This is a genomic window from Breoghania corrubedonensis, assembly GCF_003053845.1.
Taxonomy (GTDB): domain Bacteria; phylum Pseudomonadota; class Alphaproteobacteria; order Rhizobiales; family Stappiaceae; genus Breoghania; species Breoghania corrubedonensis.
Window position 1 is genome coordinate 1 of sequence record NZ_QAYG01000016.1, and the last position, 10,425, is coordinate 10,425.

Here is a 10,425-nt window from a genome sequence, read left to right on the forward strand (position 1 = left end):
AAATTGAAAGCGGGAAGAAGGAGGGGAGCCTTCGCTCCCTCCAGAAGATCGCCACCGCACTCGGTGTGAGCCTGGAAATGCTCCTTCCGCGCGCGGACGACGATGAACCGATCGATCCGAGCGAGATCGGCGAATTTGAGGTGATCGCGGAAGATGAAGCGCCGAGCCGTGAATAGCGGGGTGCATATTTCGTCGCCGCTTTTGTAAAATAAGGCCAGAGGGGAGGGGCCTCTCTGGCCTCGTTCAGCGCGCTTTGCTACGGCAAATGGCATTGCACGCGATGACTCGCATAAGGTGCATTATGAGTCATTTTTGCCACAGTCAGCATGTGGATTGCCCCCTCATCGGCGCGCGCCCCGTCAATCGGAAAGGTTTTCGGGGGCAATGGTTTCCACATTCCTGACGCGGACATGTTGCGTTGTCGTGAACACGAGCCCGTGTTTTCGTTGCCAGTGGTCCGCCGTATATCTCAGCAGCGATTGCAGATCCGCCAACGCCTGATCCTCTACATCGAATATGCCGTCCTGATTATTCCACGCACAACCATCCTCGCTCATGATATTTTCGGCTACGTTGAGGAAGTCGCGGACGAAAATACATTCGGAAAGCTTTGCGTTCCGAACCAACATTTCCGCAATTTTCCCGCCGTATAAAGATGCGGTTTCGGCCGCCTCTTCGCGCGATCCACACACCATATCATACGGGCCATCGGCCGGCCCAACGACCCACTGCCAAATAAAACGCGATGAGGCTTCCGCCTCGGCTACATCAACCGGGTTGTCGGTCATGCTTCGTCTCCCTCCATCGCCGGGGCCATGCCGAGAGCATGGAGGTAGAGATCCAAGACCGCTTCGGCTTCGCTCCGCTCTGCCGGCTCCTGCTTGCGGAGCCGGACGACCAGACGCAGGATCTTAGCGTCATAGCCCGTAGCCTTCGCCTCGCCGTAGACCCCCTTGATGTCGTCTGAGACAGCTTTCTTCTCTTCCTCGAGCCGTTCGATACGCTCCACGAACGCTCTGATCTGGTCGGCGGAAACGCCATTTGCAGGTACCATTTCGCTTTATTCCTCAGTTATTTGTTATGAAGTTGCGGGAGTCCCAAGAGATCCCGGGCGAGCCCGGCCGCGCGTCGAAGGGATCGTCGGGATCAAAATCAGCCGCTTGGCGCTCCAATTCGCACCCGATAGGAGAGGGGTAGGGATGACCAGTCGAAGTCGTCCTTGAATTCCCCACACAGGTGATTTCTGGGTGTCATGACGTGCCCCGCGCCGCATGAAAGGCTTGGGGCTTCGATGCCAAGCATCGAGATGCGTTCGGCGGCTGCGACGGGCGCACTACGGCCGCATTCCCCGACAGAGGAATTGACGTGGGACCACCAGTCGCAACCGGCGCAGCAAGGCCCGTGTTTCCAATAGAACCGATCAACGGCCTCTTGGGTGCAGCCTTCTTTCAGATCTGAGATGAATGACATGGGGCGCTCGGCAGCTCATTCGCCACCGTCCTGGTCGCTCAAGCGCCTTTTCCGCCGAACCCTGCGCGCAACTTCCCGGTCGATAGCATCGCGCATCAAGTCGAGCCGGTACTCGCCGGGCTCCAGCACGCTATCGATTTCAGCCGTTTTCCCTTCGGGCAACGGCACCCGGATCTGCTCCGTATAGGTTTTCTTGCGGCCCATCAGGGAACGCTTATCGTGTACATGGGAGGGAGTCAAAGGTGGCGCCAGCCGGACGCTCGCGGCCACCATTTGGATTTCGTCTGTTTGGGCTCCGCGCTGGGGCCAGCACAGAGCCGTTCCCACTCGCGCGTAACGGTCAATGTAGCCAATTTTTCCTCGATGAGCCTCCGCCTGTAGCGTTCGAACCACACCCATCTCCCGTCATCCATCTGAACCGGGACCCATGCGAATGGGGAATGCCACTCGCGCAATCGAGCCTTTCTCTGCTCATAGGTTTCCCCTTCCATCTCATAGCGTCGCGGCTCCTTCGGGCGGCCACACGGCTGCAAATCACACGCCATATCGTGTACATGAAATTTTCATTATCATGTACATGATACGATTGCAAACGTGTACACGTATTGATAATGTCAGCGCACAAGAGAGGCCCGGCGCGATCGGGCGTGCCCATTGGACAGCCGAAAGGAATGCTGGATGGAACAGCCCCAGAGCGTGGACATTGCGCGGAAGGTGAGGACGCTTCTCGCCAAGGCGAAGAGCACGGCGAGCGAGCATGAGGCGGCCGCTTTCGCGGCCAAGGCCCATGAGCTGCTGGTCAAATACAATCTGTGCCTCTCAGAGGTCTCGGACACGGAGCAGGCGGGCGCGGATCGGACTGCCCAGGATACGCCGAGCGGCATCTATGACCGCTGGGTCCGTATTATCTGGACCGAAGTGACCTGCGCATATTTCTGCGAAGCGATGGTGCATGGCCGGCGAGCGGCGGGCGCGCCCGTCACGATCATCGGCGCACCGCACAACATTGCGGTGGTGATGGAAATGGCTCCGTATCTCGTCAAGACGGTGCGGCGGCTGGCCCGCGCGTATTCCGACAGCCCCCGCTACCAGCGGCAATTCGGCATGGGCGCGGCCATGCGGCTGGCGAAGCGGTTGCGTGAGCTTGCGAATAGCCGCAAGGCAGCGGACGGCCCGGCTGGGGCTACGACGCTCCCCGCCCTCTATGCCAACGAAGGGCGGCTGAACCGCGAATTCATCGCGGAGAACTTCCATGTCCGCCCGGCACGCCCCCCGCGCGCGGTCTATAACACGCCCGCCTTGAGCGCCGGGTACGCGCTTGCAGGCGACATCAGCCTCAACAGCCAGATTGAGGCGGCGTGACCATGAGCGACGAGTATTTCATCGCGGATCTGCGAGCCAGCTTCCGGCGGAACCCGTTCATCACCTTCTGGCGGCCCAACAATGAGGGCTACACGTACCCGCTTGTCTGGGCGGGGCGATACAGCGCTGAGGACGTCCGAAGTGGCGGCGAATACTACACCAAGTGCGAGGGGAACACGCTGGCGCGCTGCGCTGTGCCGTGTGACGCCGTATTTTGGATTGCTGGCGAGCCGGCGCGCGGGCTGGTCGATGGGGACGTTGGGCCGGTGATGCCCAACACGCCGAACTTTCGCGGCTACCTGAGGGTGAGCGCGTGCCGGAAACCTGGCGAAATGCTTGGCGGTGGCGGCCTGCATGGGCCGGCGGCCGAGCTATTGGTCGACGCGATCCGCAGCGCCCGCCGGCGGACGCAGGAGGATCTTGCCAGCTATCCGCTGCTGCACGCCGTCATGGATGCATTCGAGACGAGCCCATGGCATGCCAGATGGTTGTGTGAAGCAGCGCAGATTGACCCGAAAACCGTCATTACCCGGCTGCACGCCCGCGCGAACGATGGGGGGCGCTCATGAGCGAGACCCCGTACAGGCCCGATATCTGCATCTATCGCGATAAGGACATTCACAGCTTCGCAGGCGCGTGGGTCGTGCATCGGCGATGGGCGGATATCGAGTTCCGTGGTTGCCCTGATGGCGCAACTCCCCCGCTGGAATGTGTCGACGGCAGGCACGTCCTCATTGTTGGCTGTCAACTCTCACTTTACGACCTTGAGCGCATGGCCACGCGCGCGGCCTCTATCATTGTGCTGAGCCGGCACAAAACCGGAGAGGGGCCGCTTGGCCGTATCAGGCGGCTTGGCTATGGGCAAGCTACATGGAAGAAAGTGGGCGGCGTTCTGGCGGATCTTGCGTCCGAACCTTGCGGGAACTTGCTCTCCCTCGGCGACTTTGACACATCATCCGCACATCTCGCGTGGAATTTTTGCTTCCTCAGGGAGCGCATCCCTGAGCTGGTCTTTGACCTGGAGGATAACGACCTGCGGCTGTGGCGGCGCAAGGGCAGCTCGCTCACGTTGATGTATCTGCGCTCCGCCGGGTTCAGCTTCGCCGAATGGGATAGGCTGGACCGACAGTATCTCCTCAATCCGCGCGGGTTCAGGGCCCAAGGGCTCGTGGTATCGCAGTTCGTCGAGCATGTCGTGAGTCAGATTGCAGGCGCGGCGACGGTGCAGGCCTTCGTAGGATACTCTGGCGTACCGGTGGCTTTCACGCCTCACGAGTTTGCGGGTGAGGTGGCCGACAGGCTGCTGAGGACGCACCGCCACGCGCCGTTCGTGGTGACTGTGGTCCGCGACCGTGACGAAGTGTGGTTCCACTTGAGGACGGCGGGGCGGCGCGAAGATATGGGGGAGATTGCCCGCAGGTATGGTGGCGACGGGTCCGCCAACGAGGCCCGCTTCCAAGCCGACCCGATGGCCGCATTTAGCGAAATATACTGGCTCCTCCCTCAAGCCCCGCGACTCCTGAAGGACGCCGAGGTCGCCCGCGTGGCGCACGAGGTCAACCGCGCCTATTGCGCGGCGCTGGGCGACGACAGTCAAGTGGGGTGGGCGGCCGCGCCTGAGTGGCAGAGGTCATCGGCGATTGCGGGCGTCGCCTACCACCGCCGCAACCCGACCGCAGCGCCCTCTGCGTCTCACGAAAGCTGGATGGCCCAGAAACTGGCGGATGGGTGGACTTACGGGGAGGTCAAAGACCCCGGCGCGAAGACGCACCCTTGCCTCGTCCGGTTTGCAGATCTGCCGGTCGAGCAGCGCACCAAGGACTATCTGTTCAGCGCGGTGGTTCGTGCCTTGAGTGATGCGGTTGGAACACGCACAACAGCGGACGAGTAAAAAATGAATAGTGCTACTCCTAATAAAAAGAGCGCAGTCATTCATCATAGTGGGTTTAGCGATAAGGAATTAGCGAAGTTATTCTTTCCGAACATTGTAAAATCATATTTTTGGTGGGGTTTTCTCGCCGGTATAATTGTCATGTCGCTTATGAATATCGGCGATCTTCATCTGTGCGTAGGAGAGTGTGATTCAAGCGGGTTTCCCATTTGGGATCACTGAGTAGAACCGAGACCCTACAATAGAACGATGGTGAGGCAATGGCCGAGAGAGAATGGCGCTACTACCTGCCCGATTTAGAAGAAACCGCCGAAGGAGATTTGGACCCGGCTCTTGATCCCCGCATCGGCCGTCTCCTGAAGAGCGTTGGCCCTCGTGCCAAGAAGATCCTGCAGCAGATCGGCGCGGAGGATATGGCCGGGCTCGCCCAGCTCAATCGCTTGTTGGTTGGTGACGTTAATTTCGGAACGTCGACCACGCTCTACTGCCTACGGGATCACACCGCGAGGCTGATCGATGCCGCGCGTCATTCATGGGCAGAACCGGGGCTTCGTACGCTCGCCCGATGCGGCGGGCGGACTGCAACCCTCTATTGGCGGTGCCGCACTGCTTACGACACAGACCCCCGGTCTATGGCTGCATTCCCGCTTGGGAAAAATCTCATTGTGTTAGAGGCGGTTGAACACCTCTCGGAAAGAGACGAGATGAAAAATCCGAACCCCGTCAATCTTTTGACGCCAGAAGAAAGCCGCGCGGGCGGTTGGCAGGCGGAATCCCGCGACGAAGACGGGCACTTATGCACCCAGCAGGCCCCGTTTTTTGATGACGAGGAGATGGTCGAATACGTCAACTCGGAGATCGCCCGTGGCAAAACGGTGACGATCTGGCCGCCGGCCGATGGTCACACGCGCCCCGAAAAGACAACCGATTAGGAGCTATCTCCCGCCCATGTCTGCGCCGGGGAGCGCGCCCGGCTGGGTACCACCACCCCACGGACTGCTTTGACAGCGAAAACAAGGTCGGCGGAAGCAACCGCCGGCGGCCGTGGGCGGGGGAACGCGATGGTGCTGAGATGAAAGATACGCAATCAGAAATGGCGGCGATCCAGGCCGCTCGCGACGTTCAGCGAGTGCTCGCCGGAAGGGACTTAGGCGAGGTGATCGCATCTTTGGGGCTCTTGCTCGCGGATAGCGCGGTGAACGCCTGTCCAGACCTTGAGACTGCTCACCAGTTTGTCGACAGGTTGGCGCATCTGGCGAAGAACAAGCTGACCCGAGATTGGCGCGAAGGAAAAGCGGCTCTAGCCGCTGCTCGCCAATGGGGTGGAGCAGGTGGGGCCGAATAGGCCCCGTTGGTAGGCGTTGTGGTGAGCGCTGGTGTGTTCGCGCAGCCTAGCGTGAGCCCGGCGGGATGAGGGCCTTGGCGCGATGCAGGTCGTTCCCCCGCCCGCCTTCCAGAATTACGCGCGTTTTTGAAAATAGGAACAACGTCAATGCCGATCTTTCGATTTTCCGTTCAGTACCGCTCCGTCCGCTCGATCACAGTTCGCGCGGCCGACAAAGACGCCGCGATGACCAAGGCATCCGACCGTATGGAAAACGCTGGGCAGGAGGCTATCGCGTTCAGCCTGATTGATGGCCCCGAGGATATGTCCCCGGCGACACGTGGCGCGAGGGCTTGAGATATGATGACAGGCTTGGAATTGGCGGCGGAAAGCCGTGATACGGATGGTGTCCTTCGGCGCGCGCTGGACGAAATCAGGTCCGAACAGGATCTTGTTCGTTTCGTCGAGGGCGAAACCGCATCCGGCCGGTCGGTGACGATCTGGGCGCAGCGGCCGGTTGCACGGCAATTCGTCTCCAGCGACTTGCAGACCCTCTATTTCTCGGACGGCTATGACCTGTGCGCGGTTTTCGTGTGGGGGCGTGTGAGCCACGAGCCTCTTGACCGAGCCATGACCCCCGCCGTGATCGCCCGCCTGTCCGGGTACGACGAAGACGACGCGCGGGAGTTACTCGCCGAGGCACCCATTTCCAACCGCTGGGTCCGCCAGATGGGCGCTGGGGCAGAGGACCCGCAGGGCTATGAAACCCGGTGGGTGATCTGCGGCCCTGAGGAACCAGGCGCTCGCGCCGTAACTGGTCGCTTCTTTGGGTGAGGGGGATTGTATGCAACACGACACGACACGAGGAACAAAACAGATTTCGATCCCGACCCGATGTGAGCATGTGGATATGCGCACGGGCGAAATCCTCAACACGTCGAAATCCTCATTCATGCTCGCCCCCGCTCCCGGGGGGACATGCCCCGAGTGCGCAGTCAAACACGACCCCAGAGATCCGCACGACGCTGCCTCGTTCCACTATCAGTACCGCTTTTTCGGCGAGCATGGTCGCTGGCCGACATGGAATGATGCCCTGGCGCACTGTGATCCCGTTACCCAAGAGCGCTGGGCTCGCGAATTGGTCGCGCACGGTATCGACGACGGCACCCTATCGGGACAAATCCCAAAGGATAGCAAATGACCCAATCGTGTAGCGACACGCTGCTGCCCGATGAGCCCGACTTCATCATCAATAGGTTGCGTGGCGGCGATATTTTGCGAATGGAGCTGTTACCGACAGGCCGAAGCTATTGGTTCGAAGCTCCCTTCCAAATCGTGAGCGCCGCTACGGTCGACGCCGTCTGTCAAGAGGTTGATCTATATGCCGAGCATGACGACCTTTTCGGGTTGCTCGAAAACTCGCAGACCTGGGCGTTGGGATCTGTGCGGTCTATTCTCTCCGGTATTTGAGCCGGTTCAACTCGGCTGACAGATTGAAGCGTCCCTCGATCATCAAGCGTATCAGGGCGCGGAAATAGCCGCCGGGGTTTCGGATCCGCCCAGCCCCGCTGGTCGCGTCATCATCGAGCAGTTGGGTGACATAGAGCACGGTGGCCGTCGCCGTTTCGAGCCCCAAACCCTCAACCGCCTCTTCCCAAGCGCTATGGTGCGCCCCGAGCAGTGGCCGGAATTGTCGTGCCGCCGCATAGGCATCCCGCCAGTCGCCGAGAGCCACGCCGTATTCGGCCAAACAGGGTGTCGCCTCAACCACGAGCCTGAGTGATAGGGGCTCCGGCGCCGCCTCGCGCGCTTTGCCAGTCTCGAAAGCCTTGTTACAGTGATGAGAGGTTTCATTGTTTGTATCAATGAGACGGCACGTGTTGCCGCCAGAGCCGGCCTCTAAAAGCCGTTTCTCTGCCAGATCCTTGAGAGCGGACCATTGCTCCAGCAGATGGTCAATAGGTGCAGGAGACGCCCGCCGGGGCGTCCGACTGACCAGATCCTCAAACGCCTCGACCAGATCGTCCGTGCGCGGCGCTGGGCTGGCCTCTAACAGGGCCTCTAATGTTGCCTGGGTGGCTCGCCGCATGATCGTCAGATCGTCGTGGGCGCGTTTGCGCGCCTCCCGCTCCAGGTCAATGGCGTCGACAATCTCCGCGAACTCATGCGCGCGTGCATAGAGAGGCCGCAGGTCGAACCCAAATGCGTCGATTACGTCGCCCACGCGGTTCTTGATCGCAAACCGCTTGCCATTGGCGCTGTCCTTGGGCAGCACGAGCTTATCGGCGATCATGCTGCGCACTGCGTAACGGATTGCCCGTTCCGATAGCCCGGTCTTCTCGGCGATGTAGTCATTCGAGGGCCAGACCAGCAACCGGCCCTCAAGCATCTGTTCGCCCCAGCACGAGGCGAGCACCTGCAGCACAAGCCGGACAGATGGTCTCAGCTGCAACGCCTTCTGGGCATCTCGTATGATCTGAGTAAGTTCCTTGCGGGTGACAACTCGGTCCTTTTCGAAGCCGAGCGCACGGGCTTCCAGCGCAGCTTTGGACGCGCGCCGGCCGCCAGACGATGACGTCTGCATTTCTGTCTCCGTTCGTCAGGCAAAGCACGGCCGTGGCTGCAAACGATTGCAGCAGCGTTGACAAACGAATCAGGGGAGGCCATAGTCGCGAATGCAATTATTCGTCGCGGCGTTGTTTTTGGCCCCCTCGGATCGTCGAAAGACCTAAAAGCCCGTGAAGTTCCCGCTTCGCGGGCTTTTGCTTTGCCGAGGGTTGAGTTCTACGTCGTCTTTGGAGTGCCCTTCTCCTGGTGTTCCTTTACAGCCCGGATCAAATCAATCGCTGAGGCGACCGCCTCGCTGCGGTTGGCATAGTCGCCACGCTCGACGCACGTATCGAGCCACACCCGCAGATCGTCCGGTATCCAGATCGCAACCTGCCTGTATCCTTCAGCCGATTTCCTCTCCCTCCACTCCTGCACTCGCTCCCGCATCGGGCGTCGCGTGCTCGCTTGGTCCTGACTGTGGTGCGATTGCATCAATGATCCTCGTCCCAGGTGGAGGTCGTTTGGTTGCTAGAGCATCATGATTCGCTCTTTCGGGCAAAGCCCCGGGTTTCCGGGGATGCGCTCTAGTAACAACTCCTACCTAAAAACGATGATGGTAAACGTTTGGTTAAGGGCGCTGGGTGCCGGCCCTGGAGCGCGGAGCGGTGGGGGAACGGCCGCGTGTTTGGATGGCGCGCGCCGGCGCCTTAGTCTTCAGGCAACGCTAGACCGAAATAGCGCCGCACCGATCTGCTGGTCATGATCGCCAGCACGATAGTCGCCACCGGCCCCGGCAGAGCCTTCTTCGGCGCGCTCTCCCAGCGAAAAACAGTCCGCTCACCGGAAACCCCAACGAGATCCGCGAACTGCGCTGCGCTGATAGCGAGAGCGTTGCGCGCAAGCGCGAGATCTTCGCCCGTGAGAGCATACGGGTCGGCAGAACCACCCTGACCGTTCGCCATGTTGTTTCGGCTCACTGAGACACCTCGATTTCACCCCTATAGAAAATCCACGCCCGCAAGCCCCCTGTCAAACGGTCATGGTGCCAGACGGGGAAACAAGCTGTGGCGCCAATTGGTTCGCGCGTGAGAAAACGCGGCCCGGTCGATTTTGTCGCGCACCTTGCTAAAAAAGAACGTTGTTAGATAGGACCATAGGTCCTATCTTGACGAGGTTCAGAGGGCAATGGAGCCCGCCAGTAATGGAGAACCGAATGTATACGCTCTACCAGCACCAAGAGTCCGGCTTCGACAATATCCCCGGATACGACAGCCGCATTCTTGAACGGGCCACCCTCGAAGCAGCGGTCACGGCCGCCCACGAGCATTTCGCTCGCGCGGGGCTCACGCTCGTCGACGCAGAGGTCGACACCGACTACGACGCATGGGATGCGGCAGTCGTGACGCCTGCGAAGAAAATGTTTCTGTTCAGCATTCAGCCGGAGGAATGAACGTTGACACCGATAGAATTCAAGGAGGCCCGGCATACGCTGGGCCTTTCTGCTGCCCAACTCGGGGCGATCATCGATACAGATCCGCGAACCATCCGCAAATGGGAGGCGACGACAGGGACAAACGCACGCCCGCCCAATCCGATTGCGTGCCGCGTCCTCGAATGGATGCTGGCAGGGTGGCGCCCACCGCAGTGGCCCGACAATCGGGCGGCAGAGATCAAAAATGGTGAATTGACATGACGCTGCCGCCGGGGGACGCGATATGTTCGACTATTTGAGGCTGGTCCCTATGATTGTAGGCCCGTCATTCCCGTATATTGCTGGCTCTCTAGCGGTCATATTCGGACTAGGCATACTCGTCGGTCTGTGCGTCTG

At 60.3% G+C, this 10,425-nt stretch carries 17 protein-coding genes; 11 read left to right on the forward strand and 6 right to left on the reverse strand.

Translation table 11 applies throughout. The features are described from left to right. Positions 1-359 precede the first annotated feature (359 nt). From C8N35_RS22855 to C8N35_RS22870, 3 genes are all read right to left on the reverse strand, one after another. Complete coding sequence (locus C8N35_RS22855; RefSeq protein WP_107992070.1) at positions 360-788, reverse strand: hypothetical protein; 429 nt, start codon at positions 786-788, stop codon at positions 360-362. After that, the gene (locus C8N35_RS22860) at positions 785-1,054 is read right to left on the reverse strand and encodes a DUF2312 domain-containing protein (RefSeq protein WP_107992071.1); all 270 of its coding nucleotides are present in this window, start codon (positions 1,052-1,054) and stop codon (positions 785-787) included. Before C8N35_RS22860 ends, C8N35_RS22855 begins: the two co-directional genes overlap by 4 nt. Positions 1,055-1,485: 431 nt before the next feature. Then, a complete protein-coding gene (locus C8N35_RS22870) occupies positions 1,486-1,674 on the reverse strand; it encodes a hypothetical protein (RefSeq protein ID WP_146177468.1) in 189 nt (62 codons plus the stop codon). A 474-nt stretch (positions 1,675-2,148) separates the two neighbouring features. Here C8N35_RS22870 and C8N35_RS22875 point away from each other — a divergent pair, with 474 nt between their 5' ends. The 9 genes from C8N35_RS22875 (at position 2,149) to C8N35_RS22910 (ending at position 7,517) form a co-directional block, all read left to right on the forward strand. Beyond that, positions 2,149-2,832, forward strand: a complete 684-nt coding sequence (locus C8N35_RS22875; RefSeq protein ID WP_107992074.1) for a DUF2786 domain-containing protein — start codon at positions 2,149-2,151, stop codon at positions 2,830-2,832. Between the two features lie 2 nt (positions 2,833-2,834). Next, a complete protein-coding gene (locus C8N35_RS22880) occupies positions 2,835-3,401 on the forward strand; it encodes a hypothetical protein (protein WP_107992075.1) in 567 nt (188 codons plus the stop codon). Beyond that, positions 3,398-4,723 (forward strand): RyR domain-containing protein, encoded by a 1,326-nt coding sequence (locus tag C8N35_RS24075; RefSeq protein ID WP_210203660.1) that lies wholly within the window; start codon positions 3,398-3,400, stop codon positions 4,721-4,723. The genes C8N35_RS22880 and C8N35_RS24075 overlap by 4 nt, the downstream gene beginning before the upstream one ends. A gap of 260 nt (positions 4,724-4,983) precedes the next feature. Further along, positions 4,984-5,655: a hypothetical protein gene (locus C8N35_RS24320; RefSeq protein WP_245926951.1), complete on the forward strand. Its 672-nt coding sequence runs from the start codon at positions 4,984-4,986 to the stop codon at positions 5,653-5,655. A gap of 140 nt (positions 5,656-5,795) precedes the next feature. Continuing rightward, positions 5,796-6,068, forward strand: coding sequence for a hypothetical protein (locus C8N35_RS22895; RefSeq protein WP_146177469.1), 273 nt, complete (start codon positions 5,796-5,798; stop codon positions 6,066-6,068). Between the two features lie 147 nt (positions 6,069-6,215). Then, entirely contained in the window at positions 6,216-6,404 is a 189-nt protein-coding gene (locus C8N35_RS22900) for a hypothetical protein (protein ID WP_107992077.1), read from the forward strand. Positions 6,405-6,407: 3 nt separating this feature from the next. Further along, entirely contained in the window at positions 6,408-6,881 is a 474-nt protein-coding gene (locus C8N35_RS22905) for a hypothetical protein (protein WP_107992078.1), read from the forward strand. A gap of 10 nt (positions 6,882-6,891) precedes the next feature. Beyond that, positions 6,892-7,248: a hypothetical protein gene (locus C8N35_RS23770; RefSeq protein ID WP_146177470.1), complete on the forward strand. Its 357-nt coding sequence runs from the start codon at positions 6,892-6,894 to the stop codon at positions 7,246-7,248. Further along, positions 7,245-7,517, forward strand: coding sequence for a hypothetical protein (locus tag C8N35_RS22910; protein WP_107992079.1), 273 nt, complete (start codon positions 7,245-7,247; stop codon positions 7,515-7,517). Before C8N35_RS23770 ends, C8N35_RS22910 begins: the two co-directional genes overlap by 4 nt. On the opposite strand, the gene repC is transcribed toward C8N35_RS22910, so the two are convergent. From repC to C8N35_RS22925, 3 genes are all read right to left on the reverse strand, one after another. After that, positions 7,498-8,631, reverse strand: coding sequence for a plasmid replication protein RepC (gene repC / locus C8N35_RS22915; protein ID WP_107992080.1), 1,134 nt, complete (start codon positions 8,629-8,631; stop codon positions 7,498-7,500). The genes C8N35_RS22910 and repC overlap by 20 nt on opposite strands. A gap of 200 nt (positions 8,632-8,831) precedes the next feature. Continuing rightward, positions 8,832-9,089: an antitoxin MazE-like protein gene (locus tag C8N35_RS24565; protein WP_107992081.1), complete on the reverse strand. Its 258-nt coding sequence runs from the start codon at positions 9,087-9,089 to the stop codon at positions 8,832-8,834. 215 nt (positions 9,090-9,304) lie between these two features. Further along, complete coding sequence (locus tag C8N35_RS22925) at positions 9,305-9,559, reverse strand: helix-turn-helix domain-containing protein (protein WP_107992082.1); 255 nt, start codon at positions 9,557-9,559, stop codon at positions 9,305-9,307. 251 nt (positions 9,560-9,810) lie between these two features. Here C8N35_RS22925 and C8N35_RS22930 point away from each other — a divergent pair, with 251 nt between their 5' ends. Both C8N35_RS22930 and C8N35_RS22935 read left to right on the forward strand, forming a co-directional pair. Then, on the forward strand, positions 9,811-10,047 hold the full coding sequence (locus C8N35_RS22930) for a hypothetical protein (RefSeq protein WP_107992083.1): 237 nt from the start codon (positions 9,811-9,813) through the stop codon (positions 10,045-10,047). Between the two features lie 3 nt (positions 10,048-10,050). After that, entirely contained in the window at positions 10,051-10,290 is a 240-nt protein-coding gene (locus tag C8N35_RS22935; RefSeq protein ID WP_107992084.1) for a helix-turn-helix domain-containing protein, read from the forward strand. Positions 10,291-10,425 lie beyond the last annotated feature (135 nt).

What these genes read in the sequence shown, in the direction of transcription:
- repC (WP_107992080.1), bottom strand. Translation starts at nt 8,631, where the DNA reads ATGCAGACGTCATCGTCTGGCGGCCGGCGCGCGTCCAAAGCTGCGCTG.
- C8N35_RS22900 (WP_107992077.1), top strand. Translation starts at nt 6,216, where the DNA reads ATGCCGATCTTTCGATTTTCCGTTCAGTACCGCTCCGTCCGCTCGATC.
- C8N35_RS22880 (WP_107992075.1), top strand. Translation starts at nt 2,835, where the DNA reads ATGAGCGACGAGTATTTCATCGCGGATCTGCGAGCCAGCTTCCGGCGG.
- C8N35_RS22855 (WP_107992070.1), bottom strand. Translation starts at nt 788, where the DNA reads ATGACCGACAACCCGGTTGATGTAGCCGAGGCGGAAGCCTCATCGCGT.
- C8N35_RS22905 (WP_107992078.1), top strand. Translation starts at nt 6,408, where the DNA reads ATGATGACAGGCTTGGAATTGGCGGCGGAAAGCCGTGATACGGATGGT.
- C8N35_RS24320 (WP_245926951.1), top strand. Translation starts at nt 4,984, where the DNA reads ATGGCCGAGAGAGAATGGCGCTACTACCTGCCCGATTTAGAAGAAACC.
- C8N35_RS22930 (WP_107992083.1), top strand. Translation starts at nt 9,811, where the DNA reads ATGTATACGCTCTACCAGCACCAAGAGTCCGGCTTCGACAATATCCCC.
- C8N35_RS22925 (WP_107992082.1), bottom strand. Translation starts at nt 9,559, where the DNA reads ATGGCGAACGGTCAGGGTGGTTCTGCCGACCCGTATGCTCTCACGGGC.
- C8N35_RS22875 (WP_107992074.1), top strand. Translation starts at nt 2,149, where the DNA reads ATGGAACAGCCCCAGAGCGTGGACATTGCGCGGAAGGTGAGGACGCTT.
- C8N35_RS22860 (WP_107992071.1), bottom strand. Translation starts at nt 1,054, where the DNA reads ATGGTACCTGCAAATGGCGTTTCCGCCGACCAGATCAGAGCGTTCGTG.
- C8N35_RS24075 (WP_210203660.1), top strand. Translation starts at nt 3,398, where the DNA reads ATGAGCGAGACCCCGTACAGGCCCGATATCTGCATCTATCGCGATAAG.
- C8N35_RS22870 (WP_146177468.1), bottom strand. Translation starts at nt 1,674, where the DNA reads ATGGGCCGCAAGAAAACCTATACGGAGCAGATCCGGGTGCCGTTGCCC.
- C8N35_RS22910 (WP_107992079.1), top strand. Translation starts at nt 7,245, where the DNA reads ATGACCCAATCGTGTAGCGACACGCTGCTGCCCGATGAGCCCGACTTC.
- C8N35_RS24565 (WP_107992081.1), bottom strand. Translation starts at nt 9,089, where the DNA reads ATGCAATCGCACCACAGTCAGGACCAAGCGAGCACGCGACGCCCGATG.
- C8N35_RS23770 (WP_146177470.1), top strand. Translation starts at nt 6,892, where the DNA reads ATGCAACACGACACGACACGAGGAACAAAACAGATTTCGATCCCGACC.
- C8N35_RS22895 (WP_146177469.1), top strand. Translation starts at nt 5,796, where the DNA reads ATGAAAGATACGCAATCAGAAATGGCGGCGATCCAGGCCGCTCGCGAC.